This is a genomic window from Arthrobacter koreensis, assembly GCF_009193255.1.
GTDB classification, from domain to species: Bacteria; Actinomycetota; Actinomycetes; order Actinomycetales; family Micrococcaceae; genus Arthrobacter_B; species Arthrobacter_B koreensis.
In genome coordinates, this window is the sequence record NZ_WACG01000001.1 from 175674 (window position 1) to 202564 (window position 26891).

24 protein-coding genes are annotated in these 26891 nt (G+C 63.1%); 5 read left to right on the plus strand and 19 right to left on the minus strand.

Annotated elements, in window-relative coordinates:
* The first annotated feature begins 33 nt into the window (after window positions 1-33).
* Window positions 34-2163 carry an acyltransferase family protein gene (locus tag GD628_RS00800; protein ID WP_193313163.1) on the plus strand — a complete coding sequence of 710 codons (2130 nt, stop codon included), beginning with the start codon at window positions 34-36 and terminating at the stop codon, window positions 2161-2163.
* A 24-nt stretch (window positions 2164-2187) separates the two neighbouring features.
* Here the strand turns inward: GD628_RS00800 and prfB are convergent, their stop codons facing one another.
* Window positions 2188-3306: a peptide chain release factor 2 gene (gene prfB / locus GD628_RS00805; protein WP_091603268.1), complete on the minus strand. Its 1119-nt coding sequence runs from the start codon at window positions 3304-3306 to the stop codon at window positions 2188-2190.
* Between the two features lie 156 nt (window positions 3307-3462).
* Between prfB and GD628_RS00810 the strand changes: the two genes are divergently transcribed.
* Complete coding sequence (locus GD628_RS00810; protein ID WP_091603265.1) at window positions 3463-3759, plus strand: hypothetical protein; 297 nt, start codon at window positions 3463-3465, stop codon at window positions 3757-3759.
* Window positions 3760-3925: 166 nt separating this feature from the next.
* Here GD628_RS00810 and GD628_RS00815 read toward each other — a convergent pair whose 3' ends face one another.
* The 6 genes from GD628_RS00815 to GD628_RS00845 form a co-directional block, all read right to left on the minus strand.
* Complete coding sequence (locus GD628_RS00815) at window positions 3926-4402, minus strand: pilus assembly protein TadG-related protein (protein ID WP_152273562.1); 477 nt, start codon at window positions 4400-4402, stop codon at window positions 3926-3928.
* A complete protein-coding gene (locus tag GD628_RS00820; protein ID WP_141653647.1) occupies window positions 4399-4863 on the minus strand; it encodes a hypothetical protein in 465 nt (154 codons plus the stop codon). Before GD628_RS00820 ends, GD628_RS00815 begins: the two co-directional genes overlap by 4 nt.
* Entirely contained in the window at window positions 4844-5173 is a 330-nt protein-coding gene (locus GD628_RS00825; RefSeq protein WP_420837561.1) for a TadE family protein, read from the minus strand. Before GD628_RS00825 ends, GD628_RS00820 begins: the two co-directional genes overlap by 20 nt.
* Window positions 5174-5755: 582 nt before the next feature.
* Window positions 5756-6397: a type II secretion system F family protein gene (locus tag GD628_RS00835; protein ID WP_338083401.1), complete on the minus strand. Its 642-nt coding sequence runs from the start codon at window positions 6395-6397 to the stop codon at window positions 5756-5758.
* A gap of 290 nt (window positions 6398-6687) precedes the next feature.
* A complete protein-coding gene (locus GD628_RS00840) occupies window positions 6688-7542 on the minus strand; it encodes a type II secretion system F family protein (protein ID WP_152273563.1) in 855 nt (284 codons plus the stop codon).
* Entirely contained in the window at window positions 7539-8765 is a 1227-nt protein-coding gene (locus tag GD628_RS00845) for a TadA family conjugal transfer-associated ATPase (RefSeq protein ID WP_091603251.1), read from the minus strand. Before GD628_RS00845 ends, GD628_RS00840 begins: the two co-directional genes overlap by 4 nt.
* A 355-nt stretch (window positions 8766-9120) precedes the next feature.
* On the opposite strand from GD628_RS00845, the gene GD628_RS16590 reads away from it, so the two are divergent.
* Window positions 9121-11091 carry a lysozyme gene (locus tag GD628_RS16590; protein WP_226802285.1) on the plus strand — a complete coding sequence of 657 codons (1971 nt, stop codon included), beginning with the start codon at window positions 9121-9123 and terminating at the stop codon, window positions 11089-11091.
* A 79-nt stretch (window positions 11092-11170) separates the two neighbouring features.
* On the opposite strand, the gene GD628_RS00855 is transcribed toward GD628_RS16590, so the two are convergent.
* The 4 genes from GD628_RS00855 to GD628_RS00870 all read right to left on the minus strand — a co-directional run bounded on the left by GD628_RS00855 (window position 11171) and on the right by GD628_RS00870 (window position 14092).
* Window positions 11171-11917 (minus strand): glycosyltransferase, encoded by a 747-nt coding sequence (locus GD628_RS00855; RefSeq protein ID WP_226802286.1) that lies wholly within the window; start codon window positions 11915-11917, stop codon window positions 11171-11173.
* Complete coding sequence (locus tag GD628_RS00860; protein ID WP_091603245.1) at window positions 11914-12330, minus strand: DUF2304 domain-containing protein; 417 nt, start codon at window positions 12328-12330, stop codon at window positions 11914-11916. Before GD628_RS00860 ends, GD628_RS00855 begins: the two co-directional genes overlap by 4 nt.
* Window positions 12327-13034, minus strand: a complete 708-nt coding sequence (locus GD628_RS00865; RefSeq protein ID WP_091603802.1) for a glycosyltransferase family 2 protein — start codon at window positions 13032-13034, stop codon at window positions 12327-12329. The genes GD628_RS00860 and GD628_RS00865 overlap by 4 nt, the downstream gene beginning before the upstream one ends.
* Before the next feature lie 107 nt (window positions 13035-13141).
* On the minus strand, window positions 13142-14092 hold the full coding sequence (locus tag GD628_RS00870; RefSeq protein WP_091603242.1) for a glycosyltransferase family 2 protein: 951 nt from the start codon (window positions 14090-14092) through the stop codon (window positions 13142-13144).
* A 132-nt stretch (window positions 14093-14224) separates the two neighbouring features.
* On the opposite strand from GD628_RS00870, the gene GD628_RS00875 reads away from it, so the two are divergent.
* Window positions 14225-16192, plus strand: a complete 1968-nt coding sequence (locus tag GD628_RS00875) for a DUF6541 family protein (protein ID WP_091603239.1) — start codon at window positions 14225-14227, stop codon at window positions 16190-16192.
* 68 nt (window positions 16193-16260) lie between these two features.
* On the opposite strand, the gene GD628_RS00880 is transcribed toward GD628_RS00875, so the two are convergent.
* The 4 genes from GD628_RS00880 to GD628_RS00895 are packed head-to-tail and all read right to left on the minus strand — an operon-like array spanning window position 16261 to window position 20836.
* A complete protein-coding gene (locus GD628_RS00880; RefSeq protein ID WP_091603237.1) occupies window positions 16261-17163 on the minus strand; it encodes a glycosyltransferase family 2 protein in 903 nt (300 codons plus the stop codon).
* Window positions 17156-18571, minus strand: coding sequence for a sugar nucleotide-binding protein (locus tag GD628_RS00885; RefSeq protein WP_091603234.1), 1416 nt, complete (start codon window positions 18569-18571; stop codon window positions 17156-17158). The genes GD628_RS00880 and GD628_RS00885 overlap by 8 nt, the downstream gene beginning before the upstream one ends.
* 5 nt (window positions 18572-18576) lie before the next feature.
* Window positions 18577-19575 (minus strand): dTDP-glucose 4,6-dehydratase, encoded by a 999-nt coding sequence (gene rfbB, locus GD628_RS00890; RefSeq protein ID WP_091603231.1) that lies wholly within the window; start codon window positions 19573-19575, stop codon window positions 18577-18579.
* Between the two features lie 52 nt (window positions 19576-19627).
* Window positions 19628-20836, minus strand: coding sequence for a hypothetical protein (locus GD628_RS00895; RefSeq protein WP_091603228.1), 1209 nt, complete (start codon window positions 20834-20836; stop codon window positions 19628-19630).
* Window positions 20837-21017: 181 nt separating this feature from the next.
* Here GD628_RS00895 and rfbA point away from each other — a divergent pair, with 181 nt between their 5' ends.
* Window positions 21018-21893: a glucose-1-phosphate thymidylyltransferase RfbA gene (gene rfbA / locus GD628_RS00900; protein ID WP_091603225.1), complete on the plus strand. Its 876-nt coding sequence runs from the start codon at window positions 21018-21020 to the stop codon at window positions 21891-21893.
* 102 nt (window positions 21894-21995) lie between these two features.
* On the opposite strand, the gene GD628_RS00905 is transcribed toward rfbA, so the two are convergent.
* The 4 genes from GD628_RS00905 to glf are packed head-to-tail and all read right to left on the minus strand — an operon-like array spanning window position 21996 to window position 26790.
* Window positions 21996-22727 (minus strand): ABC transporter ATP-binding protein, encoded by a 732-nt coding sequence (locus GD628_RS00905; protein ID WP_091603222.1) that lies wholly within the window; start codon window positions 22725-22727, stop codon window positions 21996-21998.
* A gap of 3 nt (window positions 22728-22730) precedes the next feature.
* Window positions 22731-23603 (minus strand): ABC transporter permease, encoded by an 873-nt coding sequence (locus tag GD628_RS00910; RefSeq protein WP_091603219.1) that lies wholly within the window; start codon window positions 23601-23603, stop codon window positions 22731-22733.
* Window positions 23604-23605: 2 nt separating this feature from the next.
* Complete coding sequence (locus tag GD628_RS00915) at window positions 23606-25606, minus strand: glycosyltransferase (protein WP_226802287.1); 2001 nt, start codon at window positions 25604-25606, stop codon at window positions 23606-23608.
* Window positions 25603-26790 (minus strand): UDP-galactopyranose mutase, encoded by a 1188-nt coding sequence (glf, locus tag GD628_RS00920; protein WP_091603216.1) that lies wholly within the window; start codon window positions 26788-26790, stop codon window positions 25603-25605. The genes GD628_RS00915 and glf overlap by 4 nt, the downstream gene beginning before the upstream one ends.
* Window positions 26791-26891: the final 101 nt, after the last annotated feature.

The window sequence follows — 26891 nt, forward strand, 5'->3', positions numbered from 1 at the left end:
GTTTCGGTTCCGGGGAACATAGAATTACCGATTGTGCCTAATCTCTCCCCGGCCGCAGCGTTGCGCGCCCCCGGTACCGCCCGACATGCCGGTCGTGCCGCTGATCCGGCTCCCTCCCCCGCAGTAGGGCTCGGACGTAGACACCGCCCGGACATTCAGGGCCTGCCTGCCCTGGCCGTCACCCTGGTGGTCTGGTACCACATCTGGCCGCAATCGCTCCCAGGCGGTTTTGTGGGCGTGGACGTTTTCTTTGTTATTTCCGGCTACCTCATTGTTGGCTCCTTGGCCCGTGAAGTCATGTCCGTCGGCAGCCTCCAGCTAGCGAAGTTCTACAGCCGGCGTATACGGCGCTTGTTGCCTGCTGCGGCGGCCGTGCTCCTCGCGACCGTTGTGTCAGCCGTGCTGCTGTTTCCACAGGGACGGTGGCAGGGCGTCGCTCGGGACGTCGCCGCCTCCGGACTGAACATCCAGAATTGGAATCAGGCTTTTTCCACCACCAGTTATGAAGGAGCGACTGAATCCGTCTCACCGCTGCAACATTTTTGGTCCCTGGCAGTGGAAGAGCAGTTCTACCTCTTCATCCCCCTGCTGATGCTGACCTGTGCAGTCGTTTCCCGCGGCCGCAGGCCCAGCCACGTGTTGGTGCTCGCCGTTCTCTGCGCCGTCGCAGTGGCCTCTTTTGTCCACTCCGTTCTCTTCTCTGCCGCGAATCCGGACCTGGCCTACTTCTTCACCACGACGCGCATCTGGGAACTCGCCATCGGCGGCGTCCTCGCGGTCGCAGTACCGCAGCTGCGGTCCGGGCCTCGCTTAACTGCACCGCTCGGTTGGCTCGGCCTGGTCATGGTGCTGGTCTCTGCTGCACTATTCACCACTGAGATGAACTTCCCGGGCTATGCAGCGCTGCTCCCAGTTCTGGGAGCTGTGGCGCTGCTGCTGGCCGGCAGTTCCGTAAAGGAACAAGGGTTTAGGTCTGTGGCCCGCTGGCAGGCGCTGCGGCCGGTCACCTACCTGGGTGACATCTCTTACTCGCTGTACCTCTGGCACTGGCCGGTGGTTGTCTTTTCGGTTTACATTCTCGGGCCGAATCCGGGCTGGTTACACGGCGGAGCCATCATGGCACTCAGCGTGACGCTGGCGGCATTGTCCACCCGGTTCATCGAGGAACCCTTCCGCCGGTTCGAACCCCGACGACGCCGCCGCAGAGGTCGGCGGCGGGCCGCTCTTCCCGCCTACGGCACCGTTTATGCCGTAGGCGCCTTGCTGGTGGTGTTGCCTATAGCCGCAGCCGCCGTGCCCTATCTGGTGGTGGAGGAAAAAACCCGAGCCCTAGGCCAGGAGCTTGATCTGGCCGCCTATCCGGGCGCCGGGGCCGTCCACAGTCCGGGCACGGTGCCGCAGATGCCGGTGCGGCCAGAACCAGCGGTTGCGGCGGCCGATATCCCGTCTGGCGTACTGGAGTGCCTGACAGGCTGGGATCCCGCAGCCATGGAGCTTAAGGACTGTGTCTCCGGCGATACCGCGAGCGCCCGGAGCATTGTCCTGGTGGGCGACTCCCATGCGGCCCAGTACGCCGAATCGCTCAACCTGCTGGCCCGCGAAAGCGGATACCGACTCTATGTTTTGGCACGCAACGGGTGCCCTTTCAGTATGGAGCCGCTGCACTCGGACATCGTTACATTCCACGGCTGCGCCGAGTCCAATGCACGGACCGCCAAAATGATCATTGAGCTGAAGCCCGACTGGGTGGTGACTGCGTCGCTGACCCCGGAGGGCTACGCAAACGCCCTGGACTGGGAGTGGGATTCTGCGCACCAAGCGGAGAGCGGATTCTACGGTGCCCTTACCCTGCTACGGGATGGAGGTCTGGGCGTCGCAGTCCTGAGCGATGTGCCCTACCCGCCGCACAATATTCCCGAGTGTGTCGACAGTTCCCCAGACCCGAAGGACTGTGCATTCCCCGCGACCGGAGAGCCCAGCCCGCTGATGCAGGCAGCACGGAGCGTGGACGGGGTTAGGCTGGTTGATCTCAGCAGCTACTTCTGCGCTGCCGGCAGTTGCCCAGCAGTGGTGGGCAACGTGCTGGTTTATCGGGACACCCACATTACGAACTCCTTCGCCAAGACCCTCGCTCTGCCCCTGCGAGATAGCCTCGGGCTTTAGAGCCTGGCGATATGTGCCGCCTGTCTAATTGCGGGCTGACACGCTGCCATTGGCACGCCAGCGGATGCCGGCGTCGATGAAGTCGTCAATCTCGCCGTCGAACACTGCAGAGGTGTTGCCCACTTCGTGTTCGGTGCGCAGGTCCTTGACCATCTGGTACGGGTTGAGCACGTAAGAGCGCATCTGGTCCCCCCAGGATGCCTTGACGTCGCCGGCGAAGGCCTTCTTTTCGGCGTCTTCCTGCTCCTTCTTCAACAGCAGGAGGCGGGACTGAAGCACACGCATGGCAGCCGCGCGGTTCTGCAGCTGGGACTTCTCGTTCTGCATTGAAACCACGGTGCCAGTCGGGATATGCGTCAGGCGTACGGCGGAGTCCGTGGTGTTCACGGACTGTCCGCCGGGGCCGGAGGAGCGGAAGACGTCCACGCGGATTTCATTGTCCGGAATGTCGATGTGGTCCGTCGCCTCGATGAGCGGAATAACCTCGACGGCGGCGAAGGAGGTTTGGCGGCGGCCCTGGTTATCGAACGGGCTGATGCGGACCAGCCGGTGGGTGCCGGCTTCCACCACCAGCGTGCCGAAGGCGTAGGGCGCTTTGACCTCGAACGTCGCGGACTTCAAGCCAGCTTCTTCGGCGTAGGAGGTGTCCAGGACCTGGGTCGGATAGCCGTGGCGTTCCGCCCAGCGCAGGTACATGCGCAGGAGCATGTCCGCGAAGTCTGCGGCGTCCACCCCGCCGGCGCCGGCTCGGATGGTCACCACCGCTTCGCGTTCGTCGTACTCGCCGGAGAGCAGGGTCACAACTTCGAGCTCGGAGAGCGCCTTGCGCAGGGACTCCAGCTCGGACACCGCCTCCGCCTTGCTGTCGGCGTCGGATTCATCCTGGGCGAGCTCTACGAGCACTTCGAGGTCGTCAATGCGTGCCTCAAGCTTCTGCAGGCGTTCCAGGGCGCTCTGCTTGTGCGAGAGCTTGGACGTGATCTTCTGGGCCGCGTCCGGGTCATCCCACAGGTTGGGTTCCCCCGCCATCTCGCTGAGTTCAGCGATGTCCTCCTTCATCGCGGCGACGTTAGAGACGTCCTCGATGGAGGCAAACGTGGAGCGGAGGGCGCGGATTTCTGCGGGAAAATCAATTTCAGCCATGGTGATTACAGACTACGCCATGCCCCGGTTTTCCGGTCTGGAGGTGCCCGGCGGATGACGGGCCGGATCCGGGACGCACCGAAGCTTTGTCCGCATGGATGTCAGGGCCCGGGAGTAGATTGGTGCTGTCCGATCCGGAAAGGAGCTTCGAACTCGATGAACGCTTCCCCCTCCCCCATCCGCCACCCAGAGCGCGGACACAGCTACGGCCGCGACGAACTTGAAGAGCTTGCCGAACAGGGCGATCCCTGGGCTATCGGCAAGCTGGACGATTGGGACCAGTATGATGCGGCCGATTACGTTGGATCGCTGCGTGACCGCTGCCCGGACCCGGCCTGCGACCTGTACGGCGAGCGCGTCACCCTTTGCTATGCCGACGACGGCACGCTGCTCGAAGTGGATCACGGCGGCTGGGGGCATTACCCGCCGCAGGAGCAGGCGAAGGCTTCCTAGCTTTGCTGCCTCGCGGGAGCGCGCGGCGGGGGCTGGACGACCGGGTGCGCGCCTGGCAGCGGCCGGTGTGAGCACGGGCGCGCCAGCGCCGCGCCGGGCCGGGAATTGGCGTCTCACCGAGGGCCTGCCTGAGCGCAGGGCATCGGCGTCTGGCCCCGACCGGGACTTAGCGGGTCAGGCGAGCCCGCGCGTCGCTTTCAGCGGTGATCCGGATACCGTTCGGAACGAGGAAGTTCACGATCGGCGGATGAACGACGCCGGACAGGACCACGCGTGCGGTGCGCCCGTCCGGGGTGCCGGTTTCCGGCTCGATCCGGAGGGATGGAGTCGCCTCTCCTGCGCGGCTTTGCTCCAGGTAGCTCTGGACCTGTGCGGTTACCCGGCCCGAATCCAGGAGAGCCACCGGGGCAGACCCGCCCGAGCCCTGCACCTGCGCCAGTGAGAAGGTATCGGCAGCCGCCAACGCCGCCCCGTCAGCAGCGGACAGGAGCTTCTTGTGGCCCAGGTAAACCGACGAGGCCGCTGCAATCACGGTGATAACCAGCAGCGCCAGGACCACGTATCCAAGGATCAGCACTCCGACCTGGCCTGAGTCACGGGCGTCCGATGCTGCTTCCGGACATGCGCGGCATAGATCGGTCATCCGTACCTCTCAACCGTCTGCATGGATGTCGAATCGACCCGTACTGGCGCCAAATCCGCCCCTAAAGCGCCGGCGAACGGGAGTGGCACGTTCATGGCGGCCGTGACCGTCACTGTCGATCCTGGGACTCCGCATTCCGGGCTGCACGTTATCTGGAGCTCAAGGGCACCGGGGTCGAATCCAAAATCAGTGAGTGCCAGTTCCGCCGCAGCCCGTGCCTGCCCGTCCGGTCCGTCTTCAGGAGAAGCCGCCGCGTAGACCTTCGCTGCATGCTCCGCAGCACCGACCATTGCGTAGGCGGCCCCCTGGACCTGACCGGCAGTGAGGATCAGGTAGACCAACGGAACCAGCAGCAGGACTCCCAGGAAGACAAATTCGACCGCGGCGCTTCCTTCCTCGTTCTCTTCCCGGTGGTCCGTGCCCGGCGCGGGCGGCAATCCATCAGTCCGGCCAGTAGGCATGTCCTGCCACCTCGATTCCTCCCTGCGGGCCAATCAGGCCAATGACCGGCAGCGGAGCGCGCACCGTGACCTTGAGCATTGTGTGCCCCGAATCCTCAGTCCGCGCATAGGAAATGTCCTGCGCAAATTCGGGGCTTAGGGAACCGGAGATCAATTGCCGGGCCCGTTCCACGCCGTCCTGTGCGTTCCGGTCTGCCAGAGTCCCGTAGCGTGCACCGGACGCTGCTGCATCCGTGAGGGTGTTGCGCACGTGCAGCACCAGAGCCAGCTGTATCACTGCCACCACGATGACAGTCAGCAGGGCACCCACCAGGACGAAGTCAACAACGGCGGAACCGGAATCACGTTCTTGGATCGGTTCATCCCCCTTTCCGGCGTCAGCCCTCGTTATCGTGGCGTTCCTGGTGCCGGTGGCGGTCCTAGTCCTGAGGGCGTCCTTGGTGGCGGCGTGGTAACTTCTGGCACCGCCGCCAGTGCTCAGGGCGTTCCCGCTGTCTGCGTGGTGACTTCTGACGCCGCCCCCAGTGCTGAGGGCGTTCCCGCTGGCGGCGTGCCAACTTCGAACACCTCCCCGGCTGGCAGCGTCCCTGCTTTTGTCCCCGCCCCTACTTCTGGACTTGGGCGATTGCTGATTCAAAGAGGGATACCAGGGCGGGCCGCGCCACGGTGAGGATCGCGGCAACCAATACGGCGGACATAAGTGTGATCATGACCCAACCGGGGACGTCGCCCCGCTCCCTCTCGGAGATTGGGGGATGCAATGCTGCCTGAAGCCGGGTCATGATGCTGGCAGCTAGGAGGGCCGGCAACATCCGCAGAGCGATTCGGGTTCTCATGGAAGTCCTTTCGTTGGTTTTCCGGTGGGTAGTGGTTTGCGATTTCACTGGTGACATCAAAGTCCAATGCTGAGAAGGGAGAGGCCGGGGAAGACCGCGAAGAGGACGGTCAGCGGAAGGACACCGAAGACCAGGGGAACCATCATCGCGATTTCCTTCTTGCCGGCTTCCTCCATCAGTTCGCGCTTGGCCATGTCACGGACGTCCTGTGCCTGCGAGCGCAGGACATCTGCCAGAGGGGTTCCACGTTCGATAGCCACGGACATTCCGTCCACGAACCTTGAGAGCGGAGCCAACTGGGTGCGTTTCGAGATGTTGCCCAGGGACGCCAATAACGGCGTCCCCGAGCGCGTCTCCGCGAGGGCACGCCCGAATTCCTTGGACAGTTCTCCGCCCGAGGTGCGGGCAACACGTTCCAAGGCACCGCCGGCGCTCTCCCCGGCGCCGACGGCCAGCGCCATCATCTCGGCGAGGCTGGGAAACTCCGCGAGCATGAGCGCCTCGCGCTTCTTGACCTGCCTGGTCAGCAAGTAGTCGCGGAGCAAGTACCCCAGCACCCCCGTGGCCAGGGCCAGCGTTGCGACGGCCGGAACCGAGATGTGCCCGTTGGCTGCAAGCCAGATGCCGCAGGCTCCGCCAGACAGCAGCCCCGCGCCCGCAAATAGGAGCTGGGCTGAGCGGAATTCCAGGACGCTCATATGGTTTCCGGCGCGGTCCAAGCGTTTCTGCAGCGAGGACGCCGCTGGGTTTATGCGTTCGAGCCTTCCCGCCAGTTCGGCTAGCAGAGGCCGGAAAACACGTTCAAGGGGACCAAATGGTGTGACGTCCGCGGGTGCGAGGAGCCTGGAGCCCGGGGACGCGGAACGCAGCTGGGGTGCAATCCGATCCGCAAACGAGGTGGGACGCAGGAACGGAAGGCGGACGACGGCCAACCACAATCCGGTCCCAAGGCATGCGCCCATCAGCATGGCCAAGGGCCAGACGCCGCTCACCGCAGGACCCTTCTCTCGGCAGGCAGCGCTCCTATGCGGAGCATCAGGCGGTAGCAACCCACGGAAATGACCATGCCAGCGGCCAGGACAGCAGCTCCCGCAGGCGTGTTGTAGGCTTCTACGGCTTCAGGGGCAGTGGCCATAAGTACTAGGACTATCCACGGCGCTGCTACGGCGAGCCTGGCCGCGTTGATGGTCCAGGACTGCCTGGCCAGCAATTCGCTGCGTGTCCGTGCGTTCTCCCGGAGGAACTCGGCCAGCGTCCCCAGCAGCCGTCCGAGATCCGATCCGCCAACTTGCCGGGTTATGCGCAGGGATTCTACGATCCGGTCCCCCACCGGATCCGCGAGGCGGTCTTTGAGCGCGTCCAGTGCCTCATCGAACGAGCCCCCGGAACGGTAGTCGGCACCGAACTCCCGGAAGGGCGCCCGAAGCTCCTCGGGTCCATTGTCCCCCAGTTGGATAAGAGCTTCAGGCAGGGACATTCCGGCGCGTATGGCAGAGCGCAGGTGGTCGACCGCGTCAGGCCACAGTTCCAAGAGCGAGGCACTCCGCCTGGCGGCCTGCCAGCGTACCGCCGTCACGGGAAGGGCCGAGGCGAAGACCCCAAAGCAGCCCGCTATCGGGAGAGAACCGGTGAGGACCCACGCCGTGAGGAGGACCAGCATGCCAAGCAGTGCGCTGCTGAGAATGAGTCCTCCCGGCGTCACGCGGCTGACGCCTGATGTCCGCAGCAACTCCTCGAGCCGCCCAGGTCGACGAGGCTTCGGTGCCCTCTCCGGAACGACCCAGCAGGACCACCACACCAGGAACAGGCCCAGGCCCAGTGTCAGTCCGGCGATCGCGCTCATGCTGCCGGTTCCAGGAGGTCGGCCAGGTTCATTCCGGCACGGGCGAACTTGTCCGGTGAGGGCAGCGATGACGGTGAGGCCTCCAGCCTTCCGTTCTCACGGTGGAACACCAGCGTCGACTCTATGACACCGTTCTCTACCCTTCGCCCCAGGGCCAGGATTTCCGCCACCTCCCGTTTGCCGGCGGGAGTCCGGACGCAGTGGACCACCAGATCGATGCACGAGGCAACAGTCGGCACCACGAAGGAGCTTGAAATATTGGCGCCCGCCAGTAGCGGCAGTGTTGAGATCTTGGTGACGGCGTCGTGGGCGCTGTTTGCGTGGACGGTGCACATTCCAGGAAGGCCTGAATTCAAAGCAATTAACATGTCCAGACTCTCCGCTTCCCGGACTTCCCCAACAATCAGTCGGTCTGGCCGCATACGCAAGGCTTCCTTGACCAGGCGCCGCAGCGGTATCTCCCCAGTGCCTTCAAGGTTGGGCTGCCTGCACTGCAGGCCGACAACATCCCGCAGCGGCAGCTGGAGCTCGAAAATTTCCTCGACCGTCACTACCCTTTCCCGTGCGCCTATGGACGCTGCGAGGCAATTCAGCAATGTCGTCTTGCCGGCCTGTGTGGCTCCCGAGACCAGGATGTTGAGGCCTCCGGCCACCGCCGCTGAGAGGAACTTCGCGGCCTGGGGCGTCAGGGTTCCAAGTTCCACGAGGTGTTCCAGCCGGCTGGCCCTGACTATGAACTTCCTGATGTTCACCGCCCAGTGCCGACGCGTCACATCCGGTATGACCACATGCAGCCGTGATCCGTCCGGAAGTGCTGCGTCAACGAAAGGCGAGGACAGGTCCAGGCGCCGGCCCGAAGACTTCAACATCCGCTCCACCAGGTCCCGGATCTGCTCGGTAGTCAGGTTGAGTGCGGTCAGTTCCGAACGCCCGTCGCGGGCTACGTACACTTCCCCGGGCGAGTTGATCCAGACTTCTTCCACGCTCGGGTCATCCAGCAGGGGCTGAAGGGCTCCGTAGCCAGCGACTGAGTCAAAAACCTGTTTGGCAGCCCGCTCGAGATGGCCCAGTGCGGGAAGCGAGCCGAGCAGCGAGCGGTCGTCGTAGTCCTGGACCGCGGCGTCGACCAGCCGCCGGACTTCACCGGCCTGGCGTGCCGGGTCCAGCCCGCGGACGCGGATGAGCTCGCGTACCTCGTCTTCGACAATTCGCACCGCGTCCATTCGTGCTCCCCCGGATCCTGCCGCGGCGTTCCGTCCGCGGCAACGAGAATGAGACTGTTTCTGCAGGCCAGTGAGGCCATGCGGGCGAGGATAGGGGAATTATTAGCACCTGACGAGAGTGAAGGGTACCTAATGTGGATAAACGCCTGTAGGCGCACGTAGTGCCGCTGGGTCCGAATGTCCGCGAAACCCCAATCGTTGCAGTCTCCTGATCGCTAGTTTGCGACCTCCCTCTGAACGCCACTGGTCACAGTATCCCCAACCGTCCCGGTAAGGTTCAGAGTGAAGTTCACCGCACCCTGGAGATCCCGTGAAACATCGTCAATCAGCTTCCGTGTTGGCAGGTCTGCTCTGCGTGGCTCTCGCCGCGACCGCGGCCCCTGCCTCTGCCTCCCAGCTCCCGCCGGAGCACTCCGTCACCGAAACGTCGCCCGCTGGCCCTGCCCCCACGATTCAGGAACCCGCCGAATCCGCGCCGGTGTCCCCGGAGAGCCAGGAACCCCAGCAGTCCGAACCCGCGCAAACTCCGGGACAGCTCCCGGACCTGGCTCCGGAAACCGCGCCGGAATCAGCAGCGCCCACACCGGCAGCACCGGAGGTAAACGCGCCGTCGTCGTCCCCTGCCGTCCCGGAACCCGCTGAAAGCGAGGTCGCGGACCCCTCCGCGCTGACCGAGGAGGAGCTCGCTGAAATCATCGGTATCCTCGGCGCCAAGATGGGCCAGGGCCTTGAGCGCCTGGAGGAGACCCGGGACCCGCAGTCCCCCGGCGGCGGGGAAATCGCGGAGCGCCTCGATGCCGAGGATAAACTGATCATCAGCGGCCTGGCAGATCCGGAGCTGGCCACCGATCCGTCCGCCGCCACCGTCACCGGGGGCGGCTTTCCCGGGGCAGCGGCGCCGTCGTCCGCCGGCGCAGCCGCACCGGCAAGCGTTCCGCTTGCCGCGCCCGCACTTCACACCGCTGACGCCCCGTCCGTCTCCCTCGCAGCAACGTGGCAGCCATCCGGACTCCAGGGCATGGATGTCAGCAGCCACCAGACAGCCGTCAACTGGAACCGCGCATGGAACCAGGGCGCGCGCTTCGCCTACGTCAAGGCCACCGAAGCCACGTCCTACAAGAACCCGCTGTTCTCCAGCCAGTACAACGGCTCTTCGTCCGTAGGAATGCTGCGGGGCGCCTACCACTTCGCCATTCCCAACGTTTCCAGCGGTGCCGCCCAGGCGAACTATTTCGTGAACAACGGCGGCGGCTGGTCTGCCGACGGCAATACCCTGCCGCCGCTGCTGGACATCGAATACAACCCCTACCCCTCCCTGGGCAACACCTGCTACAACATGTCCGCGGGCCAGATGGTGTCTTGGATCAGGGACTTCTCGCAGACAGTCTCAGCCCGCACGGGACGACTGCCGATGATTTACACCACCACCGACTGGTGGCGCACCTGCACGGGCAACTCAAGCGCCTTCGCGGCGCAGCCCCTGCACATCGCCGCCTACAACACCACCGGCCCCGGCGCGCTGCCCAACGGCTGGTCACGGTACACGCTTTGGCAATACAGCAGCACCGGTCCGTTCGAAGGTGATTCAAACGTTTACCAGGGTTCGGTGGACCAGCTGCGCAGCTTCGCACGCCAGTCATCGGTGGGACGCCCGGGACAGCTCTACTACCGTAGTAATCCTGCGAAGGGGCTCGAGTACGGAAACGCCAGCGACCAGTACCTGACCTGTGACTGGAACGGGGACGGTATTGCAACTCCAGCAGCCTTCCGAAACGGCACCTGGTACATCCGCGATTCCCTGACCGGCACAGCAACAGTCCGTGAGGTTCGCTACGGGGATCCCGGAGACCAGCCCATTTGCGGCGACTGGGACGGAAATGGCCGGGACACTATCGGTGTGTTCCGTAACGGCATGGTCTACCTAAAGAACTCGGTTACCAGCGGAGCAGCGGACGGCGTCTTCGCGTTTGGTGCGGCCGGGGACACCGCTATTGTCGGAGATTGGGATGGGGACGGCTACGACACCCTCGGAGTCGGCCGTCCTGAGGGCGTTGCCCAACGCTTCTACCTGACAAACAGCAACATTCGGCCCGGCGTCGCGGGCTCCTTCCTGTTCGGCAATGCCGGTGATACTCCGGTGTCCGGGGACTGGAACAATGACCGCTTCACTACCGTGGGTGTTAAACGCGGCAACTACTGGTATTTGACCAACAGCAACATCCGACCCACTGCCAGCAGCAGCTTCCAGTTCGGCAACGCCGGGGACCGCCCGCTGACCGGCCGCTGGGACCGGGGCACCGGTACGAGCGTTGGCGCAGCGCGCTAGGCAGAGTCGCAGAAACGTTAAACAGCGGCGGGCCTCCCTTGGGGGCCCGCCGCTGTTTCAGGGATACTAACTGAAATGCTCAGGCAGCGCGCCGGGACCGCTGCCGAAGACGGAAGCCTGCGGTGACAAGTGCGCGCAACAGCATCCAGCGTGCTTTGAGAATTCGATCCAGGCGGCGCCAGTGGCGTGGAGTCTCATTGTCCTCGTGTAACCGGCGGTACAGCACCGGTTCACCCAGGTGCGTCATTTCACCCGCCAGGTTGCCGGCCAGTGCCATCCAGAGATCATGCGATTCGTAAAGGAACCGCGGCATGGGCAGTACAACGTCCGCGAAGTCGCGGCGGAAGCCCATGGCGCAGCCGTAGTAGGGGCGGTACCCCACCATCACTCCGACGATGTTGGCCAGGCGCCGGTTTGAGTCCCTGGCGCGCAGGGACCACGGTGCGTTCTCCGCCGGCCCGCCGAAAAGAGCAACATTCCCGGCAACCATGGCGGTCTTTCCCAGGGCGTCGATCATTTTTGCTGTCCGGCCGGGAACCCAGATGTCGTCCTGGTCTGCCAGGAATATGTACTGCCCGCGGGCCAGGGCCGCTGCCTTGCCGAAAGTCCGGACGTAGCGTTCGTTGATCTCGGACCGCACCAGGCGGATCCGGGGGTCGCCGATTGCGGCGACGACGTCCGCTGTGTTGTCCGTGGACTTGTCATCCACAACGACCAATTCGTCTTCCGGGCCCAGGTCCGCGAGGATCGATTCGATCTGCTCGCCAATCCAGCGGGATCCGTTGTAGGCGGCCATGCAGACGCTGGCCCGTACCTGTCCGCTCACTGGTGTTCTCCCGGCGGCAGATGCTCCGGGCAGCCGCCGTTGGCAGCCGAGACCTGATGCTTAAGGCGCTCTACCTGGTTCTGCAGACCGTCAAGCTGGCTGCGCAGGATGGCGGTTTCCTCTGCCAGTGCCCGCGTTTCGTCCTCCACCACGGAGATTTCCAGCGAAAGGTGCAGGCACACGCCCATCAGCAGGAAGATCGCCAGCATGAAAAGAAGGTTGGAGGGCAGCGCGAAGCCGGAGATTTCGGTAGCCCAGTCGAGCAGCTGGGGGAAACCCGCCAGGATCAGCGTGACCAGGCCTACCAAGATCCAGAGTGCAGCATACTTCTCGCGCAGCTTGCGTTGGCGGAGCAGCCAGATTACAGAACCGACGACGGCGAGCGCCAGGATGAACGGCAGCACGGTGTTCATTCAGCTGCTCCTTCCGTGCCGGCGAGCCGGGTCTTTTTGCGGGTCATGGCGATCAGCAGCGCGAATCCGCTGCGGCCGAGGTAGAGGGCGGCCTTGACCGGGTTGTGGCTGGGCTGACCGCCCTGCCGGGGACGCATTTCCACGGGCACCTGGGTCACGGTGAGACCGGATCGTACTGCAACTACCAGCGAATCGATCGTATCCCCGAGGTACTCAGCGGGATAGTGCTCGCAGTACTGTGCGATGGCTCGAGTGTTTGCTGCCCGGAAGCCGGATGTGACGTCAGTGAGCCTGGTCTTGGCGATCCGGGAAATTGCCCAGCCGAGGAAGACCATGGCCCATTTGCGCGGCCCGCGGACTTCATAGTTGCCCTTCTCCGCGAATCGGGCTCCGATGGAGATGTCTGCAACTTCCAAACCCTTGACCACGTTGATCAGGTCCTTGGGGTCGTGCTGTCCATCCGCGTCCACTTGGATCGCCTGGCTGTAATTCCACCGCTGGGCGTACTTGTAGCCGGCGCGCATGGCACCGCCGACGCCCAGGTTGAAGGGCAGCCGGAGCACTGCAGCGCCTGCGGCTTCAGCCAGGTCCGCCGTGTTGTCCGTCGACCCGTCGTCCACGACCAGGACGTCGCAGTTGGGCACTGTCCGGATGACTTCCGTAACGGTGTTGCCTACCGAGGCGGATTCGTTCCAGGCAGGCATGATGACCAGTAGCCGGCCGGCCGATGGATTTTCAGCTTGTTCCACGCGCTCTGCATACCTATTCTGCTGTGGTTGAGTGTTCGCTGCCGAGGCGTCCATAGACTTCCTCACCTCGTGTCCTGGGCTTTGCCTGTCCGGCCCCGCATCCCGTCGGCGGTCCCCCTTACAAAATACCCCAGCCGCTCCCGACGCCCGGACCCCAGGAGAACGACAACAATCACATGCCTTAGGTCCAGGGCGAGTCCGCGCAGCATCCAGCTCGGCCGGGTGCTGAAGTACCGGCGCAGCAGGTGAATACGGTTTCGGCCGATGTAGTAGTAGCGGAATGGGGCGCTCTGCATCAGCTCAACAGGCTGGTTTCGGACGCACAGCGGGCGGCCCAGCAGACGTGCCTGCGTGCGCGTTCCCAGCGAGTGTTCCAGCGCGACGCCGGGGGCAGCGACGGCGGAGAAGCCGGCCTCGCGCAGGCGCCAGTAGAAGTCTGTATCCACTCCGTCAATGAAGAGGCCCTCATCAAAACCGCCGACGGCGTCCAATGCGGCCCGTGAGACGAGCAGCGCCGACTGGATGGGCTCGGCGACTTCCAAGTAACCGCCGCTTCCGCCCCGGCTCAGCACCCGGCTCCCCGAGACGCTTTCGGGGCTGACGGTACCGATCGCGAGTCCGTCCGCGGCTGCAGCCTGCCGTGCCTGCTCATACTTGTGCAGCAGTCCGGTGGGCGGTTCAGAGTCCTGGTCGAAGGTCACGATGTATGAAAGTCCGCGGTACTTCTCCAGCAGGGCTGTTATGCCCGCATTAAGGGCAGCCCCAATCCCCTTGTTCCGGTCCTGCCTAAGGACCGTTGCGCCAAGGCGCTCGCACTCCGCCAGCACGTCGGCGCCGGCTGCGGAGCCATCATCGACCACGGCCACGGCTTGGAACTGCTCGATCATGGAGGCGACCCGGCGGGCGAGTTCTACAGGAGGGTTGAAAGCAGTAATGACGGCGGCGGTACCTGTGCTGGTGATGGCTGGTGCCTGCGGGTTTTGCGGTTCTGACGCCCCGCCACGTGTACGCATAGTAGGTACAGGCTATAGAAGTCCCTGATCCGCCGCCACTTTCGCCCCGGCACCGAAGCAGGCATCTGCGCCTAAAACGGCTAGAATTGGCGGGGCCTTGCAGCCCGCCTACACACCGGAGGATTTTTACGCATGGATTGGCTCGGGGCCCTTCCCGCAATACTCACCGCCCTGGCACTGCTTACTGTGCCGGGCCTTGCTATCGGCCTGGTCCTGAGGCTTCGCCTATTCGACGCCGTTGCGCTGGCCCCGCTGGTGACGGTCACGTTGATCAGCGTCAGCGCCGTCGCAGCCCCGTTCGCCGGAATTGGCTGGAGCATATTACCGGTCCTGGTCCTCACGGTGCTGGTCCTGGCGGCGTGCTTCGGCATTACTCGTTTCTCCTGGTACCCCGCACGGACTGCCGGTTCCGCCGAGCACTCCTTCCTGCGGCACCAGGGGCCTTGGTTCGTTGCTGCCGCAGCGGCGTTCCTGCTGATCGGGTGGCAGGTTGTGCATATCATCGGGGCACCGGAGAACTTCTCGCAGACCTTTGACAACAACTTCCATCTCAACGCCGTCCGGTACATTCTGGATACCGGAAACGCGTCCTCGCTGAACCTGACCTCCATGACGACCGCTGACCAGCCGGCCTATTTCTACCCGGCTGCGTGGCACGGATTCGTCTCACTGATTGTCCAGCTCTCCGGAGCTCCGATAACCGCTGCCACCAGCGCGGGAATCATTGCGGTTTCGGCAGCCGTCTGGCCGCTGAGCGTGCTGTTCGCTGTGCGCCGACTCGCCAAGCTTGCACCTGCGGCCATCCTGGGTGCGGGTGTGCTGGTGGGCAGCTTCTCGGCCTTCCCCATCCTGCTCATGGACTTCGGAGTGCTTTACCCGAACCTGCTGTCCCTGGCGATGGTCCCGGCCGCGCTGATGATCCTGGCCGGCATCCTGCGCCAGCTCCCCCACCCGGACATCCCCGTTGTCACCCTGATCCTGCTGGCAATGCTGACCGTACCGGGAGTGGCCGTCAGTCACCCCAACGGCGTCATGACGCTCTTTGCCCTCGCTGTCCCGGCGGTACTTTCTGCATACATCCGGGGCCTTGCAGGGCTGTACCGGTCGGGGGCCGCCAGGACCCGCTATCTGTTCGCGACTCTGGCTACAGCCGCCGCTTTCACCATTTTCTTCGTACTGTGGAACGTTATCCGCCCTCCGGAAGAGGCTGCTTTCTGGGACCGAGTGGAAACAGCACCGCAGGCCTTCGGCGAGGCGCTGCTGAACGCACCGTTCGGGCGCCCCGCTGCCGTCTTCATCAGTGTCCTGGTCCTGCTGGGCCTCGTTTACTGCTTCCGCCGTCCCCGGCTGCTCTGGGTGGCAGGCGGATACCTGCTGAGCGTCTGGCTCTTTGTGGTAGCAGCCGGTTACCCCATCACGGAAAACCGGATGTTCATCACCGGCGTCTGGTACAACGACCCGTACCGTCTGGCTGCGATCCTTCCCATCATGGGCGCACCGCTCGCCATTCTGGGCCTCCAGCTTGTCCTTGAGCCTGTGGACCGTTGGGTCCGCGCGCGGGTTGCCGGAACGGCGGGTGCCGTTTCAGGGGCCGCTCCGTTCGTCCTGGGCCTGGTTGCAATCCTGGCTCTGGTTCCGCTGACTCAAGGAGCCAGCATGGACGCCGCCGTCTCCAGCGCCCGGAACTCGTACGCTGTGAACGATGATTCTGCGCTGGTCTCCACCGACGAGCTTGAACTGCTACGCCAGCTCCCCGAACTCACCGAACCCGATGCCGTAATCGCGGTGAACCCATGGACCGGCGCCGCCCTGGCCTACGCGATTGCGGACAGGGACACCACTTACAAGCACACACTCTCCAATACGAGTCCCGAAGCGGCGGTGATCGACAACAGCCTCAAGGACGCCGATTCGATGCCCGAGGTGTGCGATGCAGTGGAGGCAACCGGCGTCGACTACGTCCTGGACTTCGGCACGCGGCAGATCAACAACGGAACCGCAGAGTATCCGGGCATCGAAGACATCGACTCGGACCCTGACTTCCAAAAGGTTGCCAGCGTGGGCGAGGCTTCGCTGTACGAGTTCGTGGGCTGCTCCTAGCCACTAAAACCATAGGAAAGGCCCCGGCTTGAATTTCAAGCCGGGGCCTTTCCTATATGCAGATGTGCCTAGCTACCGAAGGCGTGCCGCAGGACCAGCACTGCTGTGCGCAAATCACCGCGTCGCAGCGTTGCGGGCAGCAGCACCAGGGCATGCAGGCGGGATGTCAGGTGCATGCGCGCGCCCCGGACGGTCCGCTTCCATCCGCGGGGCCCGGCCAGCTGAACAGCGTGCCGGAAGAAGCGCCGCTCCCCCTCGAAGCGGGAACCGTCCAGCAGCTCCAGTGACGAGGCACTGGAGCTGTGACGGCGGTAGGCGAAAACCGTCTGTGGAACCAGGAGCAGGTCCTCCCCGTCCAGGAGCAGGTCCAGGATCAGTGCCAAGTCCTGGATGACCGGGAAACCGTCACGGAAATCGTGCTTCTGAATCGCGTCACGGCGGAAGGCCAGGGACGGCCAGTAAAGCCAGTTCCCTTGCATCAGGTTGGCGGCCAGTTTGTCCCCGCCTAGCAGGACGGGCTCGCTGCTGCGCGGGCGCATGAGTTTCTGCTTCACCGAATCAGCCAGGGTGCTGACTGTCTCTCCGTGTTCGTCCTTAACCACGACGCCGGGCTGAATCAGCCCTGCCTGCGGGTGCAGTGCGTGGGCACGCCGGACCGTTTCCACGTAGCCGGGCAGCAGGAAATCGTCACAGCCCATCACGACGATCCGCGGCTCAGTAGCCATCTGCACGCACCGCCGGAAGTTCTCCGTGATGCCGCAGTTGGCTTCGTTCCTCACATACCGGATGCGGGGATCCGTGAGCGTTCCGAAGTACGCATCCACCGATCGGTCCGGATGCGCGTCATTGACTACGGTCAGGCTCCAGTCCGGGTCAGTCTGCGCCTGCACACTTTCAACGGCGGTCCGCAGGTACTCCAATTCGCCCCAGAACGGTATGTAGATCCCGACAGTGGCGCCCGGCTCAGGCATTGGGCGCCCCGGCAACGTAGTCGGCCAGGCGCTCCCCCGCATCCCCTGGCCGGAAGCCCGCAGCTTCGATCCTGCCCAAGTCCAGTGCGGAGTTCAACGGCCGCGGTGCGGCGTCCTTGTCCCGGAAATACTCCTCGGTGCTGACGCCGGAGACGGCCCCGCGGGGTTTTCCGGTCAGCTCATACACCGACGCAGCGATCTCCGCCCAGCTGGCCGGCTCACCGGTGTTACTGAGGTTGTAGGTCCCGTACGGGGCCCCGCTGGCAAGCAGGTGTGCTATACCGGCCGCGATGTCCTCGGTGAAGGAGAGACGCCCGATCTGGTCGTTGACCACGGACGGGCGGATGCCCCGCTCGGCGAGCGAGGCCATGGTGCGCACGAAATTGCTGCCTTCGCCGATGACCCAGCTGGTCCGGACAATGTAGTGCTGCGGAACCACGGAGACGACGGCGTCGCCAGCGGCTTTGGTCTGCCCGTACACACCCAGGGGTGAGAAGGGCTCGTCCTCCGTGTGGGTCTGAACCGTGCCGTCGAAGACGTAGTCGCTGGAAACATGCACCAGCGTCAGCCTGTTCTGGGCGGCGACCCTGGCCAGCCGGGCAACCGCGCTGACGTTGATCTCCCAGGCGAGCCGGCGGCCTTCCGGGGTCTCCGCTGCGTCCACGGCAGTGTAGGCAGCTGCGTTGATGATGGCGGAGTAGTTCTTCCAGTTCCGCTCGTAGGAGGCAGGATCAGCCAGGTTAAACTCGGCCCGGCCGGCGAACTCAACGGAGGAATCGTCGTCGTACGTTTTGCGCAGTGCCTTACCCAGCTGTCCGTCGGCACCGAGAACAAGAATGCGGCGCGGCTTCATTGGCACCACATCTGCCAGGCGGGGGTGCGCTTTGTCCTTGTCCGACAGCTCAGCCTGTTCCAGCGGGATGGGCCATTCAATGGCGGCTGTCTCGTCTGCGAGGTTCAAGAAGGTGTACTGACCCTGCGCGTCCGCGCTCCAGTGGTCATTCACCAGGTAGGTGTAGGCGGTGTTGTCTTCCAGCGTCTGGAAGGCGTTTCCTACCCCTCGGGGAATGAAAATGGCCTGGCTGGGGTCCAGCTCTGCCGTGAATACGGTTCCGAAGCTGGGGCCTTCGCGCAGGTCCACCCACGCGCCGAAGATCCGGCCAGTAGCCACCGAAATGTACTTGTCCCACGGTTCGGCATGGATGCCCCGGGTGGTGCCGGCCTTTTCGTTGAAGGAAATGTTGTTCTGGACCGGCCCAAAGTCAGGCAGTCCCAGCGCCAGCATCTTCTCCCGCTGCCAGTTTTCCTTGAACCAGCCGCGGTTGTCGCCGTGGACAGGCAGGTCGTAGAGAACGACGCCGGGAATTGCAGTTTCGCGGGCAGTGAGGGCCTTGGAGAATTCAACCATCGCGGTTACTGTCCCTGGACCTTGTACTTGGCCTCGGTCTCGGCCTTCTGCGGACGCCACCAGGCTTCGTTCTCCCGGTACCAGGCGATGGTGGCTTCGATGCCCTGATCGAAGTTGGAGAACTTCGGTTCCCAGCCCAGTTCAGTGCGCAGGCGCGACGAATCGATGGCGTAGCGCAGGTCGTGTCCGGGCCGGTCGATGACCTGGTCATAGGCGTCAGCGGGCTGGCCCATGTGCTTCAGGATCAGCTCGACAACTTCCTTGTTGTTCTTTTCACCGTCAGCGCCGATCAGGTAGGTCTGCCCGATCTCGCCCTTCTCGATAATCGTGAGGACGGCGGAAGAGTGGTCGTTGGCGTGGATCCAGTCGCGGACGTTCTCGCCGGCACCGTAGAGCTTGGGACGGATGCCATCAATCACGTTGGTGATCTGCCGCGGAATGAACTTCTCCACGTGCTGGTACGGCCCGTAATTGTTGGAGCAGTTGCTGATGGTCGCCTGCAGGCCGAAGGACCGGACCCAGGCACGCACCAGCAGGTCCGAACCGGCCTTGGTGGAGGAGTACGGGCTGGAGGGGTTGTACGGAGTGGATTCGGTGAACCGCTCCGGGTCATCGAGTTCCAGGTCGCCGTAGACCTCGTCCGTGGAGATGTGGTGGAAGCGCTTGCCGTGCTTCCGGGCAGCCTCGATCAGCGTGTAGGTGCCGATGATGTTGGTATCCAGGAACGGCCGCGGATCGTGGAGGGAATTATCGTTGTGGGACTCGGCTGCGTAGTGGACAACGACGTCAGTCTCCTGCACGAGGGTGTCAACGAGGCCGTTGTCGCAGATGTCACCCTGAACAAAGGTGAAGCGGTCCTCAGGGAGGCCCTGCAGCGAGGCCAAGTTGCCGGCGTAGGTGAGCTTGTCCAGAACCGTGATCGAAGAATCCGTGTTGGCCAGCGCGTAGTGCACGAAGTTTGAACCAATAAAGCCGGCACCGCCGGTAACAAGGAGTTTCTGCATGGCACCAGCCTACCGGTTCCCGTAACGCCCGGGGTTGAGCGCCCGGTGCCGCTTAGCTCGTCAGCCCGGACCGGTTCCGAAGGCTGCTCTGCACAAACCATGTATGGACCACCACACCGCACAACGGCCCGGCGGCCAGGCTGAGGATCGTTTTGAGTTCCATGCCGACGGGCAGGAACAGCATCGCCAGCGACACAGCCGCTGCCGCGACCCAGCCCAGGGAATAGGCACGGTGCTGGTTGGAGGCAACGGCCAGTGAACCCGTAAGGGTCAGCAGGGCAAGGAACCCTGAGTCCAGGGTCAAAGCGGCCAGGACCAATCCGTCAATGTGATAGTCCGGCCCCAGCAGGAACACCATGAGCCAGGGACCGATCAGCCCTGCCGCCACCGCACCGGCAGCAGCAACCCCCAGCACCACCAGGAACAGCGGCAGGTAGGCTTTGGCGCCCTCCGACTTCCGGGCCATGAAGTGGGTGATCGCCACGCTTTGGTAGGCCATCAGCGGAATCATCAGTGGGGCCCGGGTTAGGGACAGTGCCATCAGCAGCGGTGCTGACGCAAGGTAGACGCTGTCCGTCGTCGTGAATTTCAGCATGACCGGGAACCCCACGAGCAGGGCGGAGCTGGCCGTAGCAGCGAGGCAGGCGTGCAGGATGTTGCGGACGAAATCGCGGTTGGGAACATCTGCCCGGACCGTAAACGAGCTTCGTGTGCGCTTCGAGAGCAGGAGGAAAAGCAGCCAGGCCGCCGCGCCCAGTGCGGTGGCAGCGGCGAGGCCGCCGATGCTTGCCCCAACCAGGACGGCCGCTCCCACCCCCGCCAGCCGCAGGAACGACTCGGCGACGGTAACAGCGGAGTACTCGCTCCAACGCCCGCTGCCGCCGAGGGAACCGACAGTGCTGGCATGCCCGGAGTACAGCAGCGCCGCAATGCAGACGATCGGCACCAGATAGAGCGCTGAAGATCCGAACAGGGGCTCACCCCAGAGGACGGACGTAGCCAGCAGGATTAGTGCAGCAGCGGCTCCCAGACCGACGGCGACCGGGCCGATACGGGCGCCTGATGGATGCGGTCCGGATTCAAGGGAGGACCTGGCGGCCCGGGTCGACTCTATGACTATGCCGCCAAGCACGCCGAACACAAAGAAGACAAAGGACCAGAAGGTGAGGAAGCCGGCGTTCTCCTCAGGCGAGAGAGTCCGGGCGGAGATCAGCAGGACCGCGTAGCCCACTGCGGCTGAGACCAGAGAAGCGGCCCCCACACCGGCCGCGGAAGACCTGCCGATAGTTCCTCCTGCCCCTTGTCCCCGCTCAGTGTCTGGCGTACCGGAATCGCGCAAAAGTGAACCTATCCTTGGGAAAGAGCGGACACTTCCCTGAAACCGGAACGCGCCAGGGCCCGACAGATTTTGCGGGCCCAGCTCTCTGGGACATCATTATTCCATGCGAGGAATCATATTGGCTGGCGGTACGGGATCACGGCTGCATCCCATCACCCTAGGAATCAGCAAGCAGCTCGTCCCTGTGTATGACAAGCCGATGATCTACTACCCGCTGTCAACACTGATTCTTGCAGGGATTCGAGACATCCTGATCGTAACGACTCCCCACGACGCCGACCAGTTCCAGCGTCTGCTCGGAGACGGCAGCCAGTTCGGTATCTCTCTGAGCTACGTCCAACAGCCCTCGCCTGATGGTCTAGCCCAGGCGTTCATCCTGGGTGCCGAGCACATCGGCAATGGCCCTGTTGCCTTGGTGCTGGGAGACAATATCTTCTACGGGCCCGGAATGGGCACCCAGCTGCGTCGGTTCAGCAACATCGACGGAGGAGCCGTCTTCGGCTACCGCGTCAGCGACCCGACCGCTTACGGCGTTGTCGAATTCGACGATGACGGAAATGCTCTTTCGCTGGAAGAAAAGCCTGCCAAGCCGAAGAGTAAGTATGCCGTGCCGGGCTTGTATTTCTACGACAACGACGTGGTTGAGATCGCTAAGTCGCTCAAGCCTTCCCCGCGCGGTGAACTGGAGATCACCGACGTGAATCGGACGTACCTTGAACGCGGCAAGCTGCGCGTGGACATCCTTCCCCGCGGCACTGCATGGCTGGACACCGGCACATTCGATTCGCTCAACGATGCTTCGAACTTTATCCGCACGATCGAGCACCGTCAGGGAATGAAAATCGGGGCTCCAGAGGAAGTGGCTTGGCGCCTCGGTTTCCTCTCCGACGACGAGCTCCGCGAGCGTGCCGCGCCCCTCGTCAAGAGCGGCTACGGCGCGTACCTCATGTCCCTGCTGGACTCAGACGAGAAAAAGTAGTCCGTCGGCCCAGCGGCGCAGTCCTTCTGACCGACTGAAAGAGCGGAAGCCCCCGGCCGGGGGCTTCCGCTCTTTCATGTTCGCTGAGCTAGGTCGGTCCGCTTAGGCAACGCCACGAAGCCGGTCGACGACGTCCTGCACGGGGGCGTCCATGATGATCTTGCCGTGTTCCAGCAAGACGCCGCGTTCGCAGATGCGCGAAACCAGGTCCAGGTCATGACTGACAACTACCAGCGTCTTGCCTTCTCCGGCCAGTTCCTTGATCTTGTCAATGCACTTCTTCTGGAACGGTTCATCTCCCACTGCCAGGATCTCGTCCACCAGGAAAACCTCTGGGTCCGTGTGTACTGCGACAGAAAACGCAAGCCGTAGGTACATACCCGACGAGTAGAACTTAACCTCCGTGTCGATGAACTGGCCGATTTCGGAGAATTCGACAATCGAGTCGAACTTCTCAGCGATTTCCTGCTCACTCATGCCGAGGATTGCGCCATTGAGGTAGACGTTGTCCCGTCCGCTGAGGTCATGGTGGAATCCGGCACCGACTTCAATCAATCCCGCAACACGCCCCCTGGTACCAACGCGGCCGGCGTCGGGACGCATCACGCCGGAGATGTGCTTCAGCAGCGTCGACTTACCCGACCCGTTCAGGCCCAGCAGCGCTACTGTTTCACCCTGCTCGACGGTCAGAGACACATCCTTCAGGGCATCAAATTTCTCGCTGAGATCGCCCTTGCGCCCCTTGATTAGCCAGACAAATGCCTCTTTCATCGAGCGCGTATGGCGCAGGACGAATCTCTTGCTGATATTGCTTACTTCAATGGCAGTAGCCACGGGTCAGAGCTCCTGAGCGAAACGGCCTTCAAGGCGGCGGAAAACGAGCTGCCCGGTCAGCAGGACCAGCCCCGAGATAGCCAAACCAACTGGAATCCACACTGAGAGCAGGTGCGGAGGAATAGACTCTGCCCCGTCGGTGGTCGGCAGCCAAAACGCGAAGTGGAAGGCTTCGACACCCACGGTAATCGGATTCAACTGGTAAACGGTGAAGAACGTTTCGCCGAGCTTGTCACGCACCATGATCCACGAATACAGGACCGGCGAGGCCCATGTGGCAATCATCAGCAGCATATCCACGAGGTTCTCAGCGTCCCGGAAATACACGTTTACGGCTCCAAATAGCAGGCCCAGTCCAGTGGCCAGGAGGGCCACTATCAGGAAGCCCGCTGCCGCAGCCGCCAGCTGCAGCAGCCCCGGCCGCCAGCCGTTGAATAGGCAGGCGACCAGCAGAATAATGATCTGCGGGACGAAGTGGACTCCGGAAACCCAGACGGATGCAACCGGAAAGAGCTGCCGTGGAAGGTAGATCTTCTTGATCAGTCCACCGTTGCCCACAATCGAGCGGGACGCATTGCCCAAGGCTTCGGTAAAGAAGTTGATCAGCACAATGCCGGAGAACAGGTAGATCGCATAGTTCGGCAGGCCGCTGGCGTTGGTCGGGCTGCGTTCCATGTTCAGGAAAATACCGAGGGCAACGTAGAAGACAACGAACTGCACGGCAGGCTTCACATAGGACCACAGCAGTCCCAGTACTGATCCCCGGTAGCGGACCTTCAGTTCCTTGGCGACCAGTAGCTTGAGCAGGAAGCGGGAGCGGAACAAATCAGCAAATCCGCTGCCCCGCCCCGGCGTCTGGAGAGCTTCGGCGGACAACCCTACCGACCCTCGTCTTCCGAGTGCTTCTCGAACGTGGCCTTCCAGGCTTCGAAGGAGGTGATCTGCGGCAGAGCACTGCGGTAGCGGTCGCTGAGTGACTGCCAGTTCTTCAGGATCTCAGCGTTCAGTCGCAGGCTCTCGCCCAGGAGTGCACGGACCTGCTTCGGATCGCGGCGGTACCACGACGCCCCGGTACCTTCGGCATTCGACACCACGGCACTGTCGTACTGGGACATGCGCCACCACTTGTTGTCCTGATGGGCGATGTACGCCTGCGGGTGCTCAACGCTTGTTGCCGGCACCTTCTTTGTCAGTTGCTTGACCACCGTTTTGGCTGCCCAGGGAATCAAAGTGGCGTAGGACGGCGCACTGAACCCCTGCCCGCGCCGCGGAGGCTTGTGCATGACCGGTGCGGGGAATGCCTCCGGCTCAGACTGGATTTGGGCATCGGAGAACTCGGAAACCATCCCTCGGATCTCCGGCAACTTGGACGGCAACAGGTCATGCAGTTGGTCCGGCCCCATAAGGAGATCCCGCAGTGCCATCGTCCGGCCCACCGCGGTGTAGTACTGCATGGAGATCAAGTGCTTGAGATCCATGTAGCTGGTTTCCCGGACAACCCGGCCGCCGTGCTCGTACGGGCTGTGCAGCAGGGCCGCGATCATCCGGTTGCGGGTATGGAAGTACGCCTGCCAGCCAACGAGGTCATCCTTGTCGATCCAGGACACGTGCCATACGGCCGAGCCGGGCATCGATACGGTTGGGTAACCGGCGGTCTTGGCGCGCAGGCCGTACTCGGCGTCGTCCCACTTAATGAAGACCGGAAGGGACAGTCCAATGTCGCGAATGACCTTGGTAGGGATCAGGCACATCCACCAGCCGTTGTAATCGACGTCGACCCGGCGGTGCAGCCACGAGGTCTGGCGCAGGTTGGAGCGCACGAAGTCATGGCCCAGCGTTTGATCCTCGTGCGGCTGGTCCGGCTGGAAACGGTACGGGTTGACTGTCTCGCCGAAGGTGTGCAGAACCGTGCGGTTATACAGGTCGAACATATGACCGCCAACGATGGTGGGGGTCTTGCACCGGTCGGCGAACGTCACCAGGCGCGAGATACTCTCCGGTTCCATAACGACGTCGTCGTCCAGCAAGAGCACATAGTCGCTGCCACTTTCAACAGCTTCGTACATACCGCGGGCGAATCCGCCGGAACCGCCAAGGTTCGCCTGGTTGATGATCCGCAGCTTGCCGTCCATCATGGCTTCTACTTCGGCGAACCCATCGGCGTCGGCAACCTTTTTTGTACCCTGATCAACGATCAGGACTTCCTTGAGGCACTTCAGTGCCTCAGGATGTTCACCCAGGATACGCAGGTTGTTCAGGCAGAAATCGGTCTTGTTCAGCGTGGTGATCTCAAGGGTCACACTGCCCTGGCTGACCGGAGCGCCCGGGGCCTGCCATTCAGCTTCCTCAAGGACGAGAGGCTCAGAACCGGCCACCAGGTCGAACCAGTACCAGCCGCCGTCGCCGAAGGGCTTCAGACTCAGCTCAAACGTGCTGGTTGCCGGGGCGCTCACCCGCTGGGTCTCGACGTGCTGCAGTGCACCGCGAGCATTCGACTTGTAGACGCTGACGGCGCCGGTTCCCGTTGTCCGGACACTGAGGCGCACGGTGTCCAGGTTGGTCCAACGGCGCCAGTAGCTAGCAGGGAAGGCGTTGAAGTAGGTGCCGAAGGACACCCTTTCGCCTGCTCGGACCGATGTCGAATGCCGGGAGAGAAAGTCCTCCGCATGGGCTTCTTTACCAGGCGCTGACATCATGGGCCCGGCATTGTTGCTCTTGGCATCCCCGTTCATGGTGGAGAGCTGGACGCCGGTCGCGTTGCCGGTATCAAGGTAGAGCGGAACAGTGTCCAGCTGGTCCAACGAAGGAAGGATCACACGCTGGAGCGTGGACCACTGCTCCTCGGCGGCTTTTCCGTCCTCTGCGATGGCGTTGCTCACGCGTCCACTCCTCCGCTTTCAAACTTGGCTCCCCCGGTGAAATGGGGCTTGATCTTATTGTCGTACATCGACAAAGCCGAACCGATGGCCATGTGCATGTCCAGGTACTTGTAGGTGCCAAGGCGTCCGCCGAACAGGACGTCCTTCTCCCCCTTCGCAAGATCACGGTAGGCAAGCAGCTTGGCGCGGTCTTCCGCGGTATTAATCGGGTAATACGGTTCATCGCCCTTTTCGGCAAAACGTGAGAACTCCCGCATGATGACGGTTGCGTCCTTGGTGTAGTCACGCTCCGGGTGGAAGTGGCGGAACTCGTGGATCCGAGTGTAGGGCACGTCCTCATCCGGGTAGTTCATGACCGAAGTTCCCTGGAAGTCCTCGATCGGCAGGACTTCCTCCTCCAGGTCAATAGTGCGCCAGGAGAGATCGCCCTCCGCATAATCGAAGTAGCGGTCAACCGGGCCGGTGTAGACAACCGGAACCTGGCCGAGCGTAGTGGCGCGTGAGAACTCGTGTCCGTCGTCGAAGAAGTCGGTTTTCAGGTGTACCTGAATGTTAGGGTGATCGGCCATGCGCTCGATCCACGCCGTGTAGCCATCCACCGGCAGGCCTTCGTACTTGTCATTGAAGTACCGGTTGTCATAGGTGTAGCGGACCGGGAGGCGGGAGATGATCTCGGCGGGCAGATTCTTCGGGTCTGTCTGCCACTGCTTGCCGGTGTAGTACTTGATGAACGCTTCGTACAACGGGCGGCCAATCAGTTGGATGCCCTTGTCATTAAGGTTCTGCGGGTCGGTTCCGGCGAGCTCGCCGGCCTGCTCCTGAATGAGCGCCTTTGCCTCGGCGGGGCCCATGGAGGACCGGAAGAACTGATTGATTGTGCCCAGGTTGATCGGCATGGGGTACACCTCGCCCTTATGGCTGGTGTACACCTTATGCACGTAGTTAGTGAACTGGGTGAACTCATTCACGTAGTTCCAGACACGCTCGTTGGAGGTGTGGAAGAGGTGGGCACCGTAGCGGTGCACCTCAATCCCGGTCTGGGCTTCGTTCTCACTGTAAGCGTTTCCGCCAATGTGGTGACGGCGGTCCAGAACCGCGACCTTCAGCCCCAGCTCCTTGGCGGCGCGTTCGGCTACCGTTAGGCCGAAGAAGCCTGACCCGACGACGACGAGGTCAACGTTCACTTGTCACTCCCTGTAGGTTTCGGCGCGGCCCTGCGGCACACGCCCGACGATAAAGGTTATCCGACATTCTTAACCGGCACACATCCGGGCGGTTCGGGCCG